The sequence below is a fragment of the Pseudomonas sp. BN606 genome (genome assembly GCF_029873115.1).
Lineage (GTDB): Bacteria > Pseudomonadota > Gammaproteobacteria > Pseudomonadales > Pseudomonadaceae > Metapseudomonas.
Genome location: NZ_SSOF01000087.1, coordinates 1 through 19,981, shown reverse-complemented (window position 1 = coordinate 19,981; position 19,981 = coordinate 1). Strand labels below are relative to the sequence as shown.

16 protein-coding genes and 2 pseudogenes are annotated in these 19,981 nt (G+C 59.5%); 7 read left to right on the top strand and 11 right to left on the bottom strand.

The features are described from left to right. Positions 1 to 79: 79 nt before the first annotated feature. The 4 genes from E8E75_RS28035 to E8E75_RS28020 form a co-directional block, all read right to left on the bottom strand. Complete coding sequence (locus tag E8E75_RS28035) at positions 80 to 1,045, bottom strand: YCF48-related protein (protein ID WP_179058759.1); 966 nt, start codon at positions 1,043 to 1,045, stop codon at positions 80 to 82. A 10-nt stretch (positions 1,046 to 1,055) separates the two neighbouring features. Beyond that, positions 1,056 to 3,347 carry an efflux RND transporter permease subunit gene (locus E8E75_RS28030; protein WP_256873315.1) on the bottom strand — a complete coding sequence of 764 codons (2,292 nt, stop codon included), beginning with the start codon at positions 3,345 to 3,347 and terminating at the stop codon, positions 1,056 to 1,058. 131 nt (positions 3,348 to 3,478) lie between these two features. Next, entirely contained in the window at positions 3,479 to 5,155 is a 1,677-nt protein-coding gene (locus E8E75_RS28025; protein WP_280353356.1) for a DUF1302 domain-containing protein, read from the bottom strand. Between the two features lie 20 nt (positions 5,156 to 5,175). Next, complete coding sequence (locus E8E75_RS28020) at positions 5,176 to 6,600, bottom strand: DUF1329 domain-containing protein (RefSeq protein ID WP_280360003.1); 1,425 nt, start codon at positions 6,598 to 6,600, stop codon at positions 5,176 to 5,178. A 462-nt stretch (positions 6,601 to 7,062) separates the two neighbouring features. On the opposite strand from E8E75_RS28020, the gene E8E75_RS28015 reads away from it, so the two are divergent. Then, a complete protein-coding gene (locus E8E75_RS28015) occupies positions 7,063 to 7,644 on the top strand; it encodes a TetR/AcrR family transcriptional regulator (RefSeq protein WP_179058762.1) in 582 nt (193 codons plus the stop codon). 74 nt (positions 7,645 to 7,718) lie between these two features. On the opposite strand, the pseudogene E8E75_RS28010 reads toward E8E75_RS28015, so the two are convergent. The 4 genes and pseudogenes from E8E75_RS28010 to E8E75_RS27995 form a co-directional block, all read right to left on the bottom strand. Beyond that, positions 7,719 to 7,931: pseudogene (locus E8E75_RS28010) on the bottom strand (hypothetical protein); the annotation flags it as partial. A 115-nt stretch (positions 7,932 to 8,046) separates the two neighbouring features. Continuing rightward, positions 8,047 to 8,829, bottom strand: a complete 783-nt coding sequence (locus tag E8E75_RS28005) for an SDR family NAD(P)-dependent oxidoreductase (protein WP_179058763.1) — start codon at positions 8,827 to 8,829, stop codon at positions 8,047 to 8,049. A 242-nt stretch (positions 8,830 to 9,071) separates the two neighbouring features. Beyond that, entirely contained in the window at positions 9,072 to 11,183 is a 2,112-nt protein-coding gene (locus E8E75_RS28000; protein WP_280360002.1) for a 3-hydroxyacyl-CoA dehydrogenase NAD-binding domain-containing protein, read from the bottom strand. Between the two features lie 134 nt (positions 11,184 to 11,317). Continuing rightward, positions 11,318 to 11,467 carry a hypothetical protein gene (locus E8E75_RS27995; protein WP_179058765.1) on the bottom strand — a complete coding sequence of 50 codons (150 nt, stop codon included), beginning with the start codon at positions 11,465 to 11,467 and terminating at the stop codon, positions 11,318 to 11,320. 237 nt (positions 11,468 to 11,704) lie between these two features. On the opposite strand from E8E75_RS27995, the gene E8E75_RS27990 reads away from it, so the two are divergent. From E8E75_RS27990 to E8E75_RS27975, 4 genes and pseudogenes are all read left to right on the top strand, one after another. Then, complete coding sequence (locus E8E75_RS27990) at positions 11,705 to 12,730, top strand: AraC family transcriptional regulator (protein ID WP_179058766.1); 1,026 nt, start codon at positions 11,705 to 11,707, stop codon at positions 12,728 to 12,730. Beyond that, positions 12,723 to 13,784, top strand: coding sequence for an AraC family transcriptional regulator (locus E8E75_RS27985; protein ID WP_280353374.1), 1,062 nt, complete (start codon positions 12,723 to 12,725; stop codon positions 13,782 to 13,784). Before E8E75_RS27990 ends, E8E75_RS27985 begins: the two co-directional genes overlap by 8 nt. 232 nt (positions 13,785 to 14,016) lie before the next feature. Next, positions 14,017 to 14,276: pseudogene (locus E8E75_RS27980) on the top strand (IS5/IS1182 family transposase); the annotation flags it as partial. Positions 14,277 to 14,315: 39 nt separating this feature from the next. After that, entirely contained in the window at positions 14,316 to 14,507 is a 192-nt protein-coding gene (locus tag E8E75_RS27975) for a hypothetical protein (RefSeq protein WP_179058767.1), read from the top strand. On the opposite strand, the gene E8E75_RS27970 is transcribed toward E8E75_RS27975, so the two are convergent. Next, entirely contained in the window at positions 14,479 to 15,468 is a 990-nt protein-coding gene (locus E8E75_RS27970) for a tyrosine-type recombinase/integrase (RefSeq protein ID WP_280360001.1), read from the bottom strand. The two genes, E8E75_RS27975 and E8E75_RS27970, sit on opposite strands and share 29 nt — an antisense overlap. Before the next feature lie 179 nt (positions 15,469 to 15,647). Between E8E75_RS27970 and E8E75_RS27965 the strand changes: the two genes are divergently transcribed. Further along, on the top strand, positions 15,648 to 16,646 hold the full coding sequence (locus E8E75_RS27965) for a DNA-binding protein (RefSeq protein WP_280360000.1): 999 nt from the start codon (positions 15,648 to 15,650) through the stop codon (positions 16,644 to 16,646). A gap of 533 nt (positions 16,647 to 17,179) precedes the next feature. On the opposite strand, the gene E8E75_RS27960 is transcribed toward E8E75_RS27965, so the two are convergent. Then, positions 17,180 to 18,217, bottom strand: coding sequence for a hypothetical protein (locus E8E75_RS27960; RefSeq protein ID WP_280359998.1), 1,038 nt, complete (start codon positions 18,215 to 18,217; stop codon positions 17,180 to 17,182). A 37-nt stretch (positions 18,218 to 18,254) separates the two neighbouring features. Continuing rightward, complete coding sequence (locus E8E75_RS27955; protein ID WP_280359997.1) at positions 18,255 to 18,776, bottom strand: TniB family NTP-binding protein; 522 nt, start codon at positions 18,774 to 18,776, stop codon at positions 18,255 to 18,257. 36 nt (positions 18,777 to 18,812) lie between these two features. Between E8E75_RS27955 and E8E75_RS27950 the strand changes: the two genes are divergently transcribed. Further along, positions 18,813 to 19,963 (top strand): IS3 family transposase gene (locus E8E75_RS27950; RefSeq protein WP_280358127.1). Its coding sequence is split into 2 segments (ribosomal slippage): positions 18,813 to 19,047 and positions 19,047 to 19,963, totalling 1,152 coding nucleotides; the frame shifts between segments, so codons are not numbered across the junction. The last annotated feature ends 18 nt before the right edge of the window (positions 19,964 to 19,981 follow it).

Here is a 19,981-nt window from a genome sequence, read left to right as displayed (position 1 = left end):
GGCCCCAAAGGGTCACGCTCACACCTTGCGGCGCCTCGCGCAGCGGCAGGTTCCACTGGCAAGGCGAGCAATTTCTACATCACTGGGCCTGCACGGGGACCACGCCACGCCGCGAGAACAGGACGGGATTGTCATTGGCATCAAGCAGCGCAGCCGTTAGCGAAACCCCATCGGCCGTACGCTGCTCCATGAAGCTCAGCCCGCCGTCGCCGCTGCGCACCATCAACCCATCCAGGCCGACCACAACCACTTGCCGGCCGGCTACCGCCATGTCAGTGATGGAGCTCTTGCTTTTAAGGGAAACCCGCTGCCATTGCTGCCCATCCGCTGATCCATGCAGCAGCGTGCCGCGCTGGCCACCAACCAAAAGGGTCCCATCGGCCAGCACGGCGCCGGACCACAGGGTGCCTTCGTAGCCAGTGTCCAGATAGCGCCAACTTTTCCCCTGGTCATCGGAGCGCAACACCTGGCCACGTTCGGCAGTGGCAAACAGGTTGCCGTGGTCGTCCGCGAAAAGCCCCATCAGATTAAGGTCGGCGCGGCTGTATCCCTCCGGCGCTTGCAGCGACTGCTCAGTCCAGGTTGTACCGCCATCGTCGGTGGTCAGAACCAGCGACCAGAGGCCTACGGCCACGCCCTGCCGGGCATTGAAGAAATGCACAGCGAACAGCGGGCGATCTTCTTCACTGGACAGGCGCTGGACTTGCCAGGTGTCGCCGCCATCGCTGCTATTCAAGATCGCTCCCCAATGGCCGACTGCCCAGCCTAGCTTTTCATCAACGAAACTCACCCCGGTAAGAGGTGAAGAAAGCGGAACTGAGCGGGCCTGACGGAAACTTCTCCCGCGATCGTCGGACAGCAGTACGATGCCGTGATCCCCCACGGCGACCAAGCGTCCATTGGCCCACGTAGCACTCAGCACAGTGGCCTGGGTGGCATAGCTCGACGGGGCCGCCGGCACGGCGTCCAAGGGCGCGGCCTGCAGAGAAGCCAACGGCAGCAGAGCGGTAAGCGCGGCCCCGGCGAGTGATTTAACGAATCTCATCATTCTCTCCTCAGTGCGCCAGCGCGCCAATCATGCGTACCGGGCGCTTGCGCGGGAACACTCGCTCCAGCCAAACGGCGAAGGCCGGTAGCACAGTCATGGCCATGACCATGTTGACCATGAACATGAAGGCCAGCAGCTTGCCCATGTCGGCCTGGAACTTGAGCTCGGAGAAGGACCAGGTGGCGACACCAATGGCCAGGGTGATGGCGGTGAAGATGGTCGCCACACCGACCTCGAGCAGCGCATGCTCGACGGCCTTGGTGATCGGCTGGCCGTTGGCTTGGTGCAGTTGCAGGCGGTTGTAGATGTAGAAGGCGTAATCGACACCAATGCCCACCGCCAGCACCATCACAGGAAGCGTGGCGATTGTCAGGCCGATCTGCAGCTCCTTCATGAACCAGTAGCCGATGAAGGTGCCGATGGTCAGCGGCAGGCAGCACACCAGCACGGCACGCAAGTCGCGGTAGACCACGAACACCAGCAAGGCGATGGCCGCGTAGACGTACAGCAGCATTGGCGTCTCGCTCTTCTCCACCTCCTCGTTGATGGCCGCGAGCACCCCAGCGTTGCCCGAGGCCAGGCGCACCGAAACGCCTTGCATAGGGAACTCGGCACGGAAGGTCTTGGCGGCTTCGATCACCCGCTTGATGGTGGTGGCCTTATGGTCTGCCAAGTACAGATGTACGGCGGTCATGCTGCAATCGGCGCGCATGATTCCCGAGATACGAGCGACCTCGGTGGCCAGCGAGGAGTAGTTCATCGAGTCAATGGGGACCGTGCTCATCTTCGGATTCCCCTCGTTGTAGCCCTCGTTGAACTGGCGCATGCCGGTCGAGAACGAGGCAACCGACAGGACCCCGGGAACGCCTTGCATGGCCCACACGAAGCGGTCCTGGTATTGCCCCAAGGCCACATTCTCGCAGGCGCCGACGACCTCGCCGGACTCATCCGACTGGACCTCGAAGACCACGCTCAGCCAGTCCAGGCCGATGTCGTAGTTACTGGCGATGGACACCGCATCGAGATTGAAGCGGGAGTCCTCGCGCAGTTCCGGCGCACCGGCCTGTAGCGTACCAACCACCCGATCATGGCTTTGCCAGACCGCCACGGCGAACACCACCCCTGCCGCAACCAGCACCAACCGGGCATTGCGCCAATCGGCGAGGCGGGCCAGGCCGTGCAACCAGCGGCTGCGGCGCTCACGGGAAATTTCCTCGGCAGCGGCGTAGCGGCCGTCGACCTTCAGCATCGAGGCCACCAACGGCAGCATCACCAGGTTGGTGATGATCTTGTAGGCCACGCCAAGGGAGGCGGTGATGGCCAGCTCGCGCACCATGGGAATCGGGATCAGCAACAGCGTCACGAAAGACACGAAGGCAGTCACCAACGCCAGGGTGCCAGGAATCAGCAGGCCGCTGAAGCTGGAGCGCGCGGCCTGCTCAGCACTCTTGCCACAGGCGATTTCGCGCACTATGTAATTGATCTGCTGCACGCCATGGGAAACACCGATGGCGAACACCAGAAAAGGCACCAGCACAGCTAGCGGATCGAGGCCGTAGCCGAGCAGACGCAGGCTGCCGAACTGCCAGACCAGCGAGGTCAACGAGCAGCCCAGCGCGAGCAGGGTGAAGCGCACGGAATGGCAGTACCAGTACACCGCGGCGGCGGTCAGCAACAGCGCCAACAGGCAGAACTCCAGTACTGCGGAAGCACCATCGGCGATGTCGCCGATCTGCTTGGCGAAGCCGATTATCTGGATCTCGAACTTGGCGTCCTCGAACTTCGCGCGAATCTGCTGCTCCAGGACCCGGTTGTAGGCCACGTAATCCAAGTGGGCGCCAGAAGCATCGACCTCGTTGAGTTCGGCGGTGATCATCGCACTGCTCTGGTCACGCGAAACCAGGGTGCCAATGAAGCCTCCCTGAGCCGTGGAGCTGGCAATCTTGCCGATGATCTCTTTGTCGAGGCGCTCCGGTGTCACCGTGCCGGGAATCAACGGGTCGGCGCGGAAGCCCTCCTCGGTGATCTCGTTGACGAAAGAGTTGGGCGTCCACAATGACTGCACGCTACTGCGCGAAACGCTGGGCAGGAAGGTCACCGCCTGGGTTACGTCATACAGGCGCTTGAGCCCCTCCACGCTCCAGATATCCCCCTCGCGCGCCTTGACGACTATGGTCAGGCGATTCGCCCCGATCAGGTCATTACGGTAGGCCCGAAAGGTCTCGACGTACTCATGACCGATCGGCAACTGCTTCTCAAAGCCAGCGTCCATGCGCAGCTGCACGGCAAACCAGGCCATGCCTAGAGTGAAGGCGGCCAGCAGCGCCAGTACTGCCCAGCGCTGCTTGAATAGCCAATCCTCCAGGCGTGGCAGCACGCCACGCCTCTTCACTTCGCTTATTTCTACAACAGGAGTGTTCACAGCATGCCTCACAGAGAGTGCGAAACCGACAGGCCAACGTAATCCCGATCACGCAGCAGCTGGTCGTATGGGGTATCGCCATCGTTGAACTTCGCGTAGTTCAGGCTGACTTGCCAGTTACCCGGGTTGCGCACGAAGTTCACATAGAAATTCATCGCGCTGGCGTCTCGGGTATAGGTCGAATAGATCGATGGCGTGCGGCCATTGCCCAGGGAGCGCTGGTAATAGACTCCCGGCGTCACCGTCCAACCTGGGATGACCGTGCCGTCATAGGTCAGGCTGAAGTCGACATGCATCCCAGAGGAACTCTTGTCGCCGTGGGCTCTAGGCGGAAACTGCGACAGATCTGCAACCCAGGTGTTGCCCCCCGCAGCAACCAGCTCCCCGTCGTAGCTGTCATGCAGCCCCGGGTATTTCACCAGCACCAGTTCCGACAGGAAGGTACCCGTACTGGCCCCGGTGAACTCGAGGAAGTCCGGGGAGTTGGCATTGGTCAGGCTGTAGATGCCCGTCAGGTGCCACTGGAACTTCTTGGTGTCCTTCCAGCACTCCCCTCCCCGTCCCGAACAAGGAGCAGGGCCAAATGCGAGGCCGGGCAAGGGATTGAGCGGTACTGCCTCCTTGGGGCGATAGGACAGCTCGGTGCCCACGGCCCAGTCGCCGATCGGCCCGTTGGCGCTGATGCCGTAAAGCATGCGGTCTTCCGGGTAGACCCATGTGGGCGCGAAAGTCGCCTGGTTGTAGTTAACCTGCGGCAGTTTGTCGTGATAGCGCATCACGTAGAAGCCGTAGTTAACGTCGCTATCCTCAGGCTGCCAGCGCACGGAGAGCCCCCATTGACCACTGTCGCGGGCATCCTTGTCGTCGTATCCATAAGCTTCCATGCCCTCGCCGATCACGTTGTAAGTCGACCAATAGCTGCCCACTGGCGGCAATTCGCTCTTGTTCCAGCCGAACTGGTAATACGCCTCGACGTTCACGCCGTAGCCCAGCCCCGTGGCGACGCTGAGCATAGGTGCCGGCAGCACGGCTTCCTTGAGCTGAACCCCTGGACTTGAAAGCGCCTGGAAGTCATAGGAGTTGGTGGCATTGATGCCACCAATTGCGAACAGGCTCTCACCCCAGTTGATGACCTGATTGCCCAGGCGCGCGCGAACCCGCTGGTCGGCCACATCAAAGCTCTTGCTTACCCACAGGTCGAGTAGGCGCGCCTTGAATTTCAGTTCGTCACGCGCATCATCGGTCAACCCATCGCTGCCAATATCTGACCCCAAGGCCTGCCGGAACTGAGTTTCGGCTCCCAACGCCCCCGTCGTATCGGTAGCAGCGAAGTCACGTTTCCAGCTACCGCGCGCCATGAAGGTGAAGTCCTCGGGGAACTTCAACACCAACTCGTGGACACCCTTGACGTAGTTGGTGAACAGATCGCCCTTGCCATAGTTCATGTTGCCCTGATCGCCGATACCGGAAACGGTCGGGTCCAGGCAGCCGGCGGGCGGATTGTGGCCACCGGCACCAGCATTGATCAGGTCACACCCTGGAGACTGGGTACGCACACCCATGCCCGCCGAGATAGTTGAGTCAAAAGAGCCACGGATATTGTCCGTCTCGAAGGTAAACCCCACGGCCAGCGGTGCGGCACACGCAATGGCCAGGCCCGATGCTTGGGAAATTATTCTTTTCATGTCGGCACCCTAATTCGCGGTTATCGCTCGCTGATGGAGCGCAGGTTGTCGGAGGTATAGAAGTCGCGCTTCATGCGCGGGTTGTTGCCGCCCTCGGTGATCCAGCGGTGGTCATCCTTGCCCGCGCCAACCGAGGTCATGTCATACAGATAACGACCATCGACCAGGTTGTACTGAACCTGGGCCTCCATATCGCAGCTGCCGGTCTCGTACACCGGGATGGTGAAGCCCTCACGCACCTTCCAGATCTGCCCCTGCTTGTCGTAGTCGACCGCCATCAGGCCGTTCCAGCTGTCCTCGTCGATGTAGAACACGCGCTTCGGCGCCTGGTGACGCATACCCTGGCGCACGGTGGCCTCGACCACCCAAACGCGGTGCTGCTCGTAGCGACGGAACTCGGGCGCGATGGCGTCGTCCTTGGCGAAGCTCTCGACCTTTGCAGAGGTGTCATAGGCGCCGAAGGAGTTGTAGGGCACGATCAGCTCCTGCTTGCCGACCAGCTTCCAGTCGAAGCGATCCATCGGGCCGTAGAAGATGTTGGACTCATCAATGGTGTACTGATTGTCCAGACCGATTTGCGGTGCGTCATAGGAATAAGCCGGCATGCGACGCACCCGACGCTGGCCTGGGAAGTAATAGAAGGTAGTGGTCTGCTCACCCGCCTTGGTGGTGAGCACGCCGGCCTGACCGGCCAGCGAAACCGGATCGAAATAGGAGAAGTAGGTCGCTGTCTCCAGACCATCGGTCGAGGAAAACAGCTTGCTGCCCTTCTCGCCCCAAGGCGTGAACATTGTCCAGTCCAGTGAGGTGTTCAGCCAGTCGCCTCCGGCCTTGCGCGGGGAAATACCGGAGATGGTCTTGGTCATGTGAAAGCCGACGCCACGGTAGTGCATCTTCATGTTCCACATCACTTCCGCACCAGTAGTGGGCTGCGGGAAGGGGATGCCGGGGACGTGGGCCTCTTCCAGGGCAAGACCGCTTGCGTCGAGCTTGGCGAAGCCTACGTTCTTCCTGGTGTTTTCGGCGACGAAATCAGGCACACCGCAGCTGCGACGGGTCGGGTACACGTCCATGCGATAGCCTGGGATCTTCTTGAACAACTCCAACTGCCCAGGCGAAAGCTTGCTCGCGTATTTCGCAACGTTGTTGGCGTCGATGCTGAAGAGCGGCTTGTCATCCTTGAACTTCCAGTGCTGGCCACGCACCTGGCCGTAGTTCCACCCCGAATCCTGCTGACCCGGCGGCGCCCAGGCTGGAATCACCCCATCAGCACTCGCGGCAACCTCCCCTCCCAACGGCGTTAGCGTGGTGCCCAGCAGGGATGCATCGCTCTCCGCAGCCTGAACCGAACAGAAGGCGGCCGATGCCGCCAGCGCTACCAGCAGTTGCCTGACTCCACCTGCGATGGAGTTGCCGACATCGGGGCGCTGAATCACGTCTTTCATTGGGAGTTCCTCATGGGGCTTTAACCGGCGACCGGGGCTTCCTGGAAGGAAGAATCGGGCTGTGCCAGACTTCTGGTCATTCGACTTGATCACTTGACCAAGTCAATCGATCAACAGCAAACCATGTGCCAATCAGAAGAAATGATTTTTTTCTTTATATATCAATAACTTAATTTTTTTATAACAACTGTGATGTGGTACTTGAACACCCACCACGCACCAATTTGCGTCAAGCGCATGCACCAACCTGGGAATTTACGAAACGAGTGTTACCTAATTCAACTATGCAGAAGAAGACAGACACCGGGTACGCATTCCACGCCGAATGGCTTTGCTAAAGCATAGGCGCCATTAACAGATACATATCGCTCCATGACGCCGCGAAGTGGCATGGGGTAGCATCCGCCGGCGCTGCCCCAACCCGGGCATTGGCGGCATAGCGACAGGAACGGAGAGACTTTCATGGCCAGAGTGGGCGCTGAACTTCGCAGGCAGGATTTCGTGAAGGCGACGGTCAAGGTGATCGCCGAGCATGGCGTGGCCAATGCCACCACACGGCGAATCGCCGCTGAAGCCGGTTGCCCCCTTGCCTCGTTGCACTATGTATTCCGGACCAAGGACGAGCTTTTCTATGCCGTCTACGAATCGCTCTTCACCCTGCCCCAGCAGACCCTCGACCAAGTACCTGCCGGAACGACCCCGTCAGAGACGGCGGCGGAGATGCTGCGCCAATTGGTCAACTGGTTCTCAACCAATCCAGAACTGGCCCGGGCGCAGTCCGAACTGTTCTTCTGGACCATGCGCAACCAGCCTGAGATGGCCAGCAAGATCTACTCCGTGGGTGTCGAGGCAACTGAACTGGCCCTTGAGCGCACCATTGGCAACCGCCTCGACCAAGCGGCGCTCAAGGCCACCAGCCGTACACTCATCCTGCTGTTCGACGGCCTGCTCGTAGCTTGGACCGCCCACAGCGACCTCGAACGCCTGAAGGCGGAAACCGAAACGGCCTGCCAAGCGCTGGCCTTGCTGGTAGGTAGTCACTGAGTCTGCAGCACTCGGGGGCTGCTACCAGCGTGAAAGCATGGGAATCCTCGCAGGTTCCCCATAGGACGACAGCGTCAGTGCCCACCTGTTCGCAGGTGCCGGATGGTTCCTCTATCCAAATACAGCCGCGACTCGCCAGTAACCGCTAGGGCCATATGCTCCAGCAGCTTGTTCATGTGGGTGAACTGGGCCAAGTGCTTGTCCTGGCTCTGGCCACGGAAGTAGCGGTAGTAGATCTGCTGGACGATGCCGGCTAGGCGGAACAGGCCGTAGGTGTAGTAGAAGTCGTTGGGCCGCTTCTTCGCGGCGCAAGGTATCGGAAGCGGCCAGTGCATCGGCCGCGACCCTCAAGCAGATGTTCCTGCACGGCGCCGGAGTCTGATCGGCGCCTTTCCGCCCCGACTACAAACTGCTGACCAGATGGCCGCCATCTACCGCTAGGACGCTGCCAGTCATGAAGGAGCCCGCATCACTGGCCAGCAGCAGGAATGGCCCTTCCAGCTCCTGAAGCTCACCTAGGCGACGCATGGGCACCATGGCGCGGATGTAATCGCTGCCCTTGTCGCCCTCGAAGAAGGTCTCATTCATTTCGGTCTTGAAGTAGCCAGGGGCAATGGCGTTGACGCGGATACCGTAGCGCGCAAGTTCCAGGGCCAGTGACTTGGTCAGTTGCACCACCCCAGCCTTGGCGGCGCAGTAGTGACTGTAGCCCGTCGCCACGCGCAGTCCGAGGATGGAGGCGACATTGACGATGCTGCCTCCGCGACCGCTGCGGGCCATGCGTTGGCCGGCGACCTGAGCCACGCGCCAGACACCATCGAGATTGGTGGAGAGCATGGCCCGCCAATCCTCTTCACTGATCTCCAGCGGTCGCTGACCATTTCCAATACCAGCGTTGTTGAGCACCACATCGACCACACCGAAGTGGGCTTCGGCCGCATCGAAGGCAGCCTCGACGCTAGCCCGGTTGGTGACGTCCAGGGTAACCGGCAGCGCATGGCCATCCTCCCACTCGATATCAGAGGCCAGTTGCTGCAACCGCTCGATACGCCGAGCCGCCAGTACCACGCGCGCGCCCGCACGTGCAGCCAGTCGAGCGAGATGCGCGCCGATGCCACTGGACGCTCCGGTGATCAGTACCACGCGATTGGCAAGGGAAAAGTTTTGAACGTAACTGGAAGTCATGGGAGAACCTCGAAGAGATAGGACTGGCAATCCTCCCAGCCGGCGAACAAGCCAGGCGAAATGCCGGAGCAAAGTTGATGCGAGTACGGGACACCTCGTATCCCGGCGTGCAGAAAGCGAGGAACCAGGAAGAGCCCATCAAGCATGCGCTGCCTGGATCCCCGCCTTCTCCGGAAGCGCTGCTGTGCAAGGGCTGGCGTGGTCACCCTTGAACTAACCCACTTCCGGAGCAGGGGGGACTCTTAGAACCGCTCTATGCGCTTCCGGCCAGCGGCCACCAGGCGCTTCAGCAGCGGTGCCGGTTTGAACCACATCTCGCCGTATTCACCCAGGCCCTGCCGGTAGCGCTGAAGACCAAGCAATACAATATCGAGACCCAGCTGCTCGGCGTAGTGCATAGGGCCGCCCAGGTGGGCGGGGAAGCCGTATCCGTTGATCCACACCAGGTCGATATCACTTGTGCGCAGGGCAATGCCCTCATCCAACAGTTGAATGCCTTCGTTGATCAGCATGAACAGGCAACGCTCCAGAATTTCCTGGTCGTCAATCGGGCGCCGGGATATTTGCAGCTCGTCCGCCAGACGCTCGGCCAGGGCGATCACCTCCGCGTCGTCTTTTCGATTCCGCCCCTCATAGAGGTAGAAGCCTCGCCCGGTCTTCTGGCCATACCGCCCCATGGCGTACAGCTCGTCGCCCAGGCGGCAGTAGCTCTCGTCGTGGGCGATGGCGTCCCGGTTGGAATCGCGCACCAGGAAATTCACATCGATACCGGCCAGGTCGAGCATGCTGAATACGCCCATGTTCAGGTCCAAGTCAGTAAGCACGCGATCCACCTGGGCCGGCGTCGCGCCTTCCAGCACCAGGCGATGGGCTTCGCGGGCATATGGTTCGAGCATGCGGTTGCCAATGAAACCGAAACAAACGCCGGAAATCACCGGCAACTTGCCGATGCGCCTGGCGATGTCCAGGGTAGTGGCCAGCACGTCGGGCGCGGTGGCCCTGCCGCGCACGACCTCGAGCAAGCGCATGGCATTGGCGGGGCTGAAAAAGTGCAGCCCGACTACATCTTGAGGGCGAGCCACGGTCGCCGCGATGGCGTCTACATCCAACGACGAGGTGTTGGTCGCCAGGATCGCGCCCGGCTTGCACACCTTTTCCAGGGTGCGGAACACCTGCTGCTTGACCTCCAGCTTCTCGAAGACAGCCTCGATCACCAGGTCGGCCTCGGACAAGTCGGCGTAGTCGAGCGTGCCGAAGATCAGGTCCATGCGCGACTCCACCTGCTCGGCTTGCAGCCTGCCACGTCGAACGCTGATCTCGTAGTTACCCCGAATCTGTGTCAGGCCACGGTCCAGGGCCTTGCCATCGGTCTCCAGCAGGGCGACCGGTATACCGGCATTGGCGAAGCTCATGGCAATCCCGCCGCCCATGGTGCCGGCGCCTATCACCGCGATTCGCGCGATTTTGCGCAGAGGTAGATCGGCCGGCACGCCTGGAATCCGGGCCGCCTCGCGCTCGGCAAAGAACACATGGCGAAGCGCCTTCGACTGACGAGACGACTCTGCCTGTTTGAACAGCGCCAACTCCCTCAGAAGCCCCTCATCGAGCGGCAACAGAGAGGCCGCCTCCAGGGCCGACAGCACCAAGCGCGGCGCAAGGCGGCTTTTCCAGCTCGGCTCGTGCTCAGCGCGATAGCGGGCGAGGAAGTCATCCGGCAGGCCCTCCGCCGGCTCCGGCCAAGCTTCCGCTGGCCGCGCCGGCGCCCGGCAGGCGATCAGCTCATACGCATATTCGCGAGCTTCATCCAGCAATCGCTCGGCATTGGGGGCGATGCGGTCGAGGATGCCCAATAGGCGGGCGTTTTCGGCATCGATCTGCTTGCCCGAGAGAATCAGGTTAAGCGCGGACTCGACACCAATAAGGCGCGGTAGACGCTGGGTGCCACCAGCCCCCGGCAACAGCCCAAGATTGATCTCCGACAGACCGACGCGCAGGTTTGGTTCGCCGATGCGGTAGCCGCAGGCCAGGGCCAGTTCCAGTCCACCGCCCAGCGCGATCTTACCCAGAGCAGCGATTATCGGTTTGTGAATGGCAGCCAGGCGCATCAGCATGCTGGGCAAGTCCGGCTCGGCGAATGACGCTTCGGTACCAAACTCTTTGATGTCGGCACCAGCACTAAACAGCCCTTGCTCGCCGTGGAGAATGATGGCCTGAACCCTAGGGTCGACCGCAGCACGCTCACAGGCTTCGGACAAGGCCGCACGGAGCGACTGGTCAAGCGCATTGACCGGCGCGCGGTCCAGGCTGATCAAGGCCAGGCCCTGTTCAAGGCGGAAATGAATCAGCTCACTCATTGGGCATCCTGTTAACAGCGTCAGGGGAGATCGGACTGGATCTTTGTACGTTGAACAAATCTTGGAGTCCGTTCCCTGCAGGCAGACCCAGCCAGGCTTGCATTGAGTCGTGGCCCAGGTGCCGTTCACCGCTCTCAGAGATGCCTGAACACGTCGTCGATGCTGGAGATCATGCGAGCAGGCTGGGGATAAGAGGCGCTAGCCTCAACCGGCGCTTTTTTGGAGTAACAGATGACCGCCGTTATCAGGGTCACGACCAGGCAAGCAAGCAGCAGTTGGCGCATGGAGACCTCCGTCATTCAGCTATTGGCCGAATGCAGAACCTTTGTTGTTATTGGACTCACGGGCCTGAGTTTGCGTCTGGCCGAACGGCAAAGCTTCACAGATCACGCCACAAAATGTTCAAATCATGATTGACGTCCAAAGCAGCCATATCGCCGGATAGCAGTCGCGGGCATCCAACCTACCACCCAGCGGGAGCGCCCCATGGCTTTAGCAGTCCCCTCGCCAGGCGATTCGAAATGACCTCCTTCGTCCGGGGCATTGCCCTGTTGGGCTTCGACGATTTCGCCCGCAGCCAGGCACTGGACCCACACTCGCTCCTCGCCGAAATCGGACTGCCCGTAGACGACTTGGATGGGCCCATTTCGGGGGAAAGGTTCGCTGCTCTACTGGAGCTCTGCGCAGCACGCACAGATAACCCGCTTTTTGGCTTGCAGTTTGGACTTCACCAGGGCACCCACGCTGTGGGTGACCTGTTCTACCTGATCAACAGCTCCTGCTGCCTGGGCGAAGCACTAGAAGCGCTGATCCGCTATTACCACGTCCACAGCAGCGGCGCGGAACTCCGCCTCGAACGACACGGTAACGAAGTGCGCCTGCGCTTTGATGTAACGGACGCTGATGCGGCCTCGGTCCGTCAAACCGTGGAGCTGGCCATGGCGGTAGCATTGCGCCTCATACAGACGCTAATCGGCAGGGACTGGAAGCCCAATGAACTGCTCATGCGTCATTCCCCTGTTGAAAAAGCGGGGGTATACCGCTCACTGCTAGGCATCGCCCCTCGGTTTGACAACTCAGTGAACGCATTGGTCTTCGACGCCACGCTGCTGGCTACCAGACTCAGCGCTAGCGATGATCGCTTCCAGCGGCTCATCCGGAGACACTTCGATGAGCTCGCGAAGCTCAACTTGCAGGAGCTACCGCACTACGTGCAGAAGCTTTTGCGCAACCGGCTCCCAGGCGGCAATGTCACCGTCGAACAGGTCGCCGAATTGATGATGCTCAGTCCCAGAACGCTGCAACGCTACCTCCAGGCCGAAGGTACCGGATTTCAACAACTGCTCGACAGCACCCGGCAGTCCATGGCCATCCGTTACCTGCGAGACTCGTCCATCAGTCTGACCCAGCTCTCCGGGCTACTTGGATACAACAGCCTCGGCGCTTTCTCCCGCGCGTTCAGCCGCTGGACCGGGACCAGCCCACAGAAGTGGAAGCAACAGCAAAGGCGTCTGACACAAACAACGGACGGAGCCGCCGATGAATAACGCCGGCATTTCGCTGTCCCCCTTCGTGCGAGCCCTTAGCCTGACTGGTTTCGATGAGTTTGCTACGAGCCTGGGGCTCAACTCAGCGGAAATGCTGCGCAGGGCGTCCCTCCCCGCAGATATCCTCAGGCGGCAAGATGGCATCATCTCCTACCGCCGCTACTGCGATCTGCTCGAACTATGCGCCCGACAGTCGGGCAAATCGCTGTTCGGGCTGCACTATGGCCTTCATCAGGGCATCACGGTGTTCGGTGATCTGCTGTACCTGATCCGCAATACGGGAAGTGTCGGTGATGCCCTTACCGAACTGCGCGCGAACTTCTCCCTGTACAACGGCGCGGCAAATATTGACCTGGATGTGCAAGGCAAACAGGCCGTCCTCAGCTTCAGAGTCAACGATGCCAATACCCCCGGCCGGTACCAGGCTGAGGAGCTTGCATGCGGCGTTGCCGTGCAACTGATGCGCAAGTTGGTGGGCGGCGCCTGGCAACCTGACAAGATACTTCTGGGACATTCCCCACTCGACCAGGCGCCCGCTTACATGGAAGCCCTGAGGTGCCGGCCAACTTTCTCCTCCTACTGCACCGGCCTTGCCTTCGACGCGGCGACGCTCGCTTTGCCGCTCAGTACGGGAGATGAAGGATTGCGCCAAATGATTGCGGATCACCTGGGCAGAATCGAGCGCCTTGCGGCCGATGAGCTCCCCCAATACATCAGGCAATTGCTCCGCGATCTCCTTCCAAGCGGCCGGGCCACTGTGGAGAAAGTCGCCGACTGCCTGGCCCTCCATCCTCGCGTGCTGCAGAGACGCCTGACGCAGGAAGGTACATCCTTCCAGAATCTGCTGGACGGCACCCGCCAGGACATGGCACGCCACTACCTGCAGGACCCCACTATCAGCATGGCGCAGCTGGCTGGCTTACTCGGCTACTCCAACCCCAGCGGCTTCAGCCGCGCTTTCCATCGCTGGTTCAACGCGACGCCACTGGAGTGGCAACGGCAACAGAGCACCAAACGGCAACCTCGTCTATTGCGTGGCCGACGAGCGACATGATGCGGCCTGGTCGAATTTTTCCGATCGTAGCGCAGCAGGCAGTAATCGCAGAATGAAAAAACCCGACTTCACTAGGAATATCAGGGGTTTGCTTGAAACGGAAAGTGGCAGTAAAGGAGGGATTCGAACCCTCGATTTGTCCAAAGCACACAATACTTGTTTGAGAGTCCATTCTACGGGCGCTGCCAACCTACTCAAGAAGCAATGCTGTACCACTCTGCCGTCCAGTCGGAGTCAGGAGGCCAATGAGTGCCGCTGCCCAACCGGCAAACCGCTCCGCAGCGAATAGCGCGCCTTCACCCAACAGAGGTCGCAGGTAACCAAGGCCAACGCCATGATCTACCGCTCTAGCCGAGTCGCCTGCGCCACCTGCCCGCTGAAATCAATGTGCTGCCCAACACGCCGAACCGAAAGATCGTTCGCAACATCCATGAGGCTACTCGCGACGTAGCTCGACGCATCGCCAAGGCACCGGAGCATCTCGTCTCTCGAGATATGGATAGAAGAGGCAACCATCGATAGAGCACCACCGTGAACATTCAGGACGCCACCCTCGCCCTCTTCCTTGCGGGACGTACTCACGGCAACAACGCTGCCATCAAAGCTACGGCCAAGCGCTGCACCAAATTGCTACCGCGCAGCAAGCGCGACCTGATGTTTGCCATTGTCGACAGTGCCGAGCCGCTCCGCCTGGTTAACTACTTGGCGGCGCACTTGGACTAGGCAGACCCCGAACCTCGTCGGCCACCAGGCTCGGCGAGAGCGGCCGCAACTGGCCGGGAAAAAAGCCGGCGCTGTCCACGTAGCGCAGCGCCGATTTGGCATCGCGCCAGCCGACATAGCCCATCAGGGCCTTCTGATCCCAGCCGCTGCGCGTGGCCCAGGTAGCGAAACCACGGCGCAGCGAATGGCTGCTGTACAGCTCGGCCGGCAACCCGGCCCCTTGCAACACCGCCCTGAGCAGCGGGATCACGCTGTGTGGGTGCAGTGCCTGCTCGCTCAGGTGCCCCCAGCGATCGATGCTGCGGAACACCGGCCCGCGCGCGATGCCGGCGACGCTGATCCAGTCGCAATACGCCTGCACCGGACACAGCCGCGCCAGCGCCGGCGCCGGGTAGGTCTGCCCCTGGTTGTCGCGGTCGCCCTTGCTCCACGGCAGGAACAGCTGCATGCCCTCCCCGGCCCGTACCTGAATGTGCTCGACCTGCAGCCGGCACAGCTCGTCGCTGCGGAAGGCGCGCCAGAACCCGATCAGCAACAGCGCGCGGTCGCGCCAACAACGCAGCAGCCGCGGCAGGTCACCCTCTGTTCGCGCCCTTTCCCCGATCTGTTCCAGCCACATGACGCACTGCTCCAACTCGCGCAGTTGCAACGGCTCGGCCTGCTTTTCGGGTTTCGGGTGCAGGGTGCGGATGCCCTTCAGCACCTGACGCACCAGCGGCGTCTTGGTCGGGTCGGGAAAGCCCTGGCTGACATGCCACTGCGCCAGCGCGGCCAGGCGCAGTTTCAGGGTGCTGCTGGCGAGGGTGCCGGCATGGTCGACCAGGTAGCGCACGATGGCGTCGCTGGTGGCCGGCAGGAGACCACCCCAGCTCACCTCGAAGTGCTCAATCGCCTGCTGGTAGCTGCGCCGGGTATTGGCCCGGGTGCTGGCCTGCAGGTAGCGCTCGACGTCCTGCTGCATCGCTCCTCCCCGCCTTGGCGTACCGCCTTTCGACACCAATTCGTTCAAAACCCGGACTGACGTTGGATAATTCGTGATTACCCAATGCTAAATCATGCGTCATCTAGCGCGAAAGAGGCACTCCAACTAGAATGTAAATACATGGTATGTACCACAGTACGGAATCGTAGGAGACTGACATGGCCCGTGGCGGTATCAACAAGGCGGTGGTGCAGAAGGCGCGCACGGCCCTCCTCGCCCGCGGTGAGCACCCGAGCATCGATGCGGTGCGGGTCGAGCTGGGTAATACCGGCTCGAAGACCACCATTCACCGCTATCTGAAGGAGCTGGACAACGCCGAGCGCGGACGGGCGGCAGCACCGGCGTTGCTCAGCGATCAACTGGCGAATCTCGTCGCCCAGATGGCCACGCAGTTGCAGGACGAAGCGCGCGCCGCCGTGGCCCAGGAGCGTGAGCAATTAGCCCAGGAGCGCCGCGGTTACCACGACCAGATTCAGCAACTGGAAATTCGTAACCAGCAGCTTGAAACGTCCTACGCCACTCTCACCGAGCAGTTAGAGGTCGCGCAGCAGGGATTGCAGCAGGAACATCAGTTGCGTCAGCTGGCGGACATCGAGGTGACGCGGCTGCAGCAAGCGGAGCACGACCAAAAAACCCGCCTGCAGGACCGCGAGGGGCAGATCCGTTCGCTGGAGGAGAAGCATCAACATGCCCGCGATGCTCTGGAGCACTTCCGGCAGGCCAGCAAGGATCAGCGCGAGCATGAACAGCGCCGTCACGAGACGCAGGTGCAGCAGCTGCAATTGGAAATGCGGCAGCTGCAACAAACGCTGATGATCAAACAGGACGAGTTGACCCAGCTCAACCGCGATAACTCTCGCCTGTTAGCGGAAGCCCGTCAGCAACAGAAAGACCTGCAATCTCTGCAGCGGCAACTGGAGCAACGTGAACAGACACTGGCGAGAGGGGTGCACACTCGGGCCCAGGTTGAGCAGGCGAACAGCGCCTTGCAGGAACGCTGCGATAGTCTACAGAGTGAAGTTATCCGCCTGAGCGAAGCCCGGGACACTCAGGGTCGACAGATGCAGGACCTCCAGGAGCGCCTGATTGGAGCCCTGGGGCAGCTAAAACTCGATGGAAAGCCTTCAGCGGAGGCCGGTGAACAGAATCACTCCTGAATCCGGAAGACGCTGCTGGGGTTACTGAGGAGACGCAAATGAAACACCCTCCTCCGCAAACATACCTGCGCCGTAGTGCGAACCCGCGAGTTTCTTGTCGAACCTCCCTGAAAGCTGGGCTGCAAGGAGATTATCCGAGCTGAGGTCGAGCGGCTGCTAAGCAACTTTCCCACCGAGGTGATGTAATGCTCTCGGCCCCCCCCAACCTCTCGAAGAACTTACCCATACGGGCTCCGGCGATACAGGGCTACCCAAGTTCGGCGGCGCGCAGGGTTGCTTTGCCTACGTCATGTCCAACGCAACAGCCAGCAGATTGACCATTGATCGCAATTGTCGGCACCAACCATAATCCAAGTGTCTTGGTCCGATTTGTCGCGTAAATGGCCCTTGCATCACAGAAGAACGCGTGTTCTCTTTGTCCCGTGTCCTAGGACTTGGGACAGGTGGATACGACATACAAAAGAATGTCAAGAAATTTATAGCGCTAAATCCATTGAAACGATGCGCATTTCTTTTCAAAGCTACCTGATTCGTCAGGAACTTTGTTTAAGCCCTGCGACGAATAGGATTAAGTTACTACCAAAAGCATCCCGACCTCGATATTTTCCGTCGAATACCTTGATAACCGCATCTCCACCCACAGCGTCGCCCGCCATACGCCCAAGATCTTTAAGGGAGCGGGGCCACACAAATCTCGCTGCTTCCACCACTCTCGAGATAACTCTTACCTCACTTTCGTTGAATAGACCAACGATCCAACCGAGCAATAACAAAGCGACCATTCTTTGATTCGGATTGCTTCTAGCAACCCCCATCCTGAGACATTCGTCATACGTGAAGTCGCCATGAGCTATCGCTACACAATCATCAGAGAGAAGATATCTCGCAACACCGGCCGGGACACGAGTAGTTCTGAGTCTAAGTAGTAAAGAGAACACCAAAATATAAACGCAGCCCAGATCTACCTCATCATCGGGTCTTTCTTCGCAAGAAGCACTCCTCGAGCCTGATGACTGTGCCTGCATAAACGTTCGCTGAACACGACTGATTAGCCTATTGAATTGATTGAGTAGGTTTATATGCGTTGCGTTTGGAGTTTCGAACTGTCCTCTCGGAACCCCGTAATTTACAGCATCAGAGAATGCGAGCCATGCCTTGTTTTGCAGTTCCCAGGTAGAATTTAACGAGGACAAAAGGCAGTTATGCTCATGACAATAAACATATCTTACATCGCACCAACTCATTCTCCAGCATGGAAGTCCGTACTCCTTTACATCACTTAGCAAGCAGTGCGGACAGTAACAAGAGCGAAAATCACTATCAAGAAGAAGCAATTTTTGACAATTGAAAACACCCCACACAATATATTCAGGAATGTTCCAGCCTAAGAAGAACTCATGGAAATCCTCTTCCCTGACTGGCGCCTCAAAACGAGAATCGCTGGAGTTATAAATCTGACTTACCCTTAGCCAGGCAGCATCCATGCCCTGATATTTTCTTTGCGCACAACGAAAAGACCAAGAGTAAAGTGTCTCTCCGAAAACTGACGCTGGTAAGCCTCTTATTTTCATGTCATCTCCTGAAAATGCCCGATTTAGGTCTCACCGATTATTTGCCGTACCCCCATCGACTGAGCTTTGCCTTCTCTAACATTTCGATAGAAATCCTCTCCTCTCCACAATAAATCGCGTATGCCGCGGCAGACTTTATTAAATCAACCACCAACCCCATCACGCCACCGGTCTCTTTTAGCAAGAACTTAACAATCTCAGGTGAGTACAGCGCCGAGGGGTGTTTTAATGGCAGGTTTTCTTCAATGCTAGCCAAAAACCTTCGGAACGTTTCATTTTCAGTCCAAGGCTGCAGAAGCATCATGTGATATCGCCTCGACAACTGGGAATCATGGTTCAGCGCGTGCTTAGCGTAATCGGTGCCAAATCCAATCACAGAGATAAAGTATGGAGGGCCAGAGAGGCTTTTGAGAACTGAAAGATTTCGCTGCTGCTCAACCTTGCCAAGCAACAAGGCGTCGTGAAATTCATCGATGACAATTCCCCTTATATTTCTTAGGCGAATGAAAGCCGCTAGTTCCGATGGCATTGTTTGAATCGCCCCTAGTTTCGTAGACACCTCCAAGCCTCATAATGAGGCCCATTAGGAGGTGCCATGAGCAACCAGCGTTACCCCGAAGAATTCAAAATCGAAGCGGTCAAGCAAGTGACCGAGCGCGGCCTTCCCGTGGCCGAGGTGGCAGCGCGGTTGGGCATGTCGGTGCACAGCCTGTATGCCTGGATCAAGCGCTACAGCAAGCCCCGGGAACAGCGGCAGCAAGAAGATGATCAACAGGCCGAACTGCGTCGTCTGCGTGCGGAACTCAAGCGGGTAACCGAAGAGCGAGACATCTTAAAAAAGGCCGCCGCGTACTTTGCCAAGGAGTCCGGCTGAAGTACGCCGTCATCAACAAGTTATCGGTGGAGTACCCGGTACGTCGTCTCTGCCAGACCCTCAAAGTACATCCCAGCGGTTACTACGCCTGGTTGTCCGAGCCGAAATCCGTACGCGCGAAGGAAGACCAGCGTCTGCTCGGGTTGATCAAACATGCCTGGCTGGAAAGCGGCGGGGTCTACGGCTATCGCAAGATCCACGACGACCTGCGTGAGCTGGGGGAGTGCTGTGGCCGGCACCGCGTGGCTCGCCTGATGCGGGGAGAAGGGCTGCGCTCGCAGACCGGCTATCGTCGGCGCCCCGGTTATTACGGGGGCAAGCCGACGGTGGCCTCGCCCAACCGCCTGGAGCGGCAGTTCAACGTCAGCGAACCGAACAAGGTCTGGGTCACTGACATCACCTACATCCGCACCTATGAGGGTTGGTTGTACTTGGCGGTGGTGCTGGATCTGTTTTCACGCCAGGTGGTTGGCTGGTCGATGAAGCCACGGATGTGCAGCGACCTAGCCATCGATGCCTTGCTGATGGCGGTCTGGCGGCGGAAACCCAGGCAGGAGGTGATGATCCACTCCGACCAGGGTAGCCAGTTCAGCAGCTCGGACTGGCAGAGTTTCCTCAAGGCCAACAACCTGATCAGCAGCATGAGTCGACGCGGCAACTGCCACGACAACGCGGTAGCAGAAAGCTTTTTCCAGTTGCTGAAGCGGGAACGCATCCGACGGAAAACCTACGGCACCCGCGAAGAAGCCCGCAGTGATGTGTTCGATTACATCGAGATGTTTTATAACGCCAAACGCCGGCACAGCAGCGCTATGCAGCTATCGCCAGTGGAGTTTGAAAAGCGCTATTTCCAGAGCTTGGAGAGTGTCTAGGAAAGCCGGGGCGATTCA

Excerpts from the sequence above, each read along its gene's own strand:
- E8E75_RS27970 (WP_280360001.1), bottom strand. The coding sequence starts at position 15,468 with ATGCAGCAGGACGTCGAGCGCTACCTGCAGGCCAGCACCCGGGCCAAT.
- E8E75_RS28000 (WP_280360002.1), bottom strand. The coding sequence starts at position 11,183 with ATGAGTGAGCTGATTCATTTCCGCCTTGAACAGGGCCTGGCCTTGATC.
- E8E75_RS28015 (WP_179058762.1), top strand. The coding sequence starts at position 7,063 with ATGGCCAGAGTGGGCGCTGAACTTCGCAGGCAGGATTTCGTGAAGGCG.
- E8E75_RS27965 (WP_280360000.1), top strand. The coding sequence starts at position 15,648 with ATGGCCCGTGGCGGTATCAACAAGGCGGTGGTGCAGAAGGCGCGCACG.
- E8E75_RS27960 (WP_280359998.1), bottom strand. The coding sequence starts at position 18,217 with ATGAAAATAAGAGGCTTACCAGCGTCAGTTTTCGGAGAGACACTTTAC.
- E8E75_RS28030 (WP_256873315.1), bottom strand. The coding sequence starts at position 3,347 with ATGGCCTGGTTTGCCGTGCAGCTGCGCATGGACGCTGGCTTTGAGAAG.
- E8E75_RS28035 (WP_179058759.1), bottom strand. The coding sequence starts at position 1,045 with ATGAGATTCGTTAAATCACTCGCCGGGGCCGCGCTTACCGCTCTGCTG.
- E8E75_RS28025 (WP_280353356.1), bottom strand. The coding sequence starts at position 5,155 with ATGAAAAGAATAATTTCCCAAGCATCGGGCCTGGCCATTGCGTGTGCC.
- E8E75_RS27990 (WP_179058766.1), top strand. The coding sequence starts at position 11,705 with ATGACCTCCTTCGTCCGGGGCATTGCCCTGTTGGGCTTCGACGATTTC.
- E8E75_RS27995 (WP_179058765.1), bottom strand. The coding sequence starts at position 11,467 with ATGCGCCAACTGCTGCTTGCTTGCCTGGTCGTGACCCTGATAACGGCG.
- E8E75_RS28020 (WP_280360003.1), bottom strand. The coding sequence starts at position 6,600 with ATGAAAGACGTGATTCAGCGCCCCGATGTCGGCAACTCCATCGCAGGT.
- E8E75_RS27985 (WP_280353374.1), top strand. The coding sequence starts at position 12,723 with ATGAATAACGCCGGCATTTCGCTGTCCCCCTTCGTGCGAGCCCTTAGC.
- E8E75_RS28005 (WP_179058763.1), bottom strand. The coding sequence starts at position 8,829 with ATGACTTCCAGTTACGTTCAAAACTTTTCCCTTGCCAATCGCGTGGTA.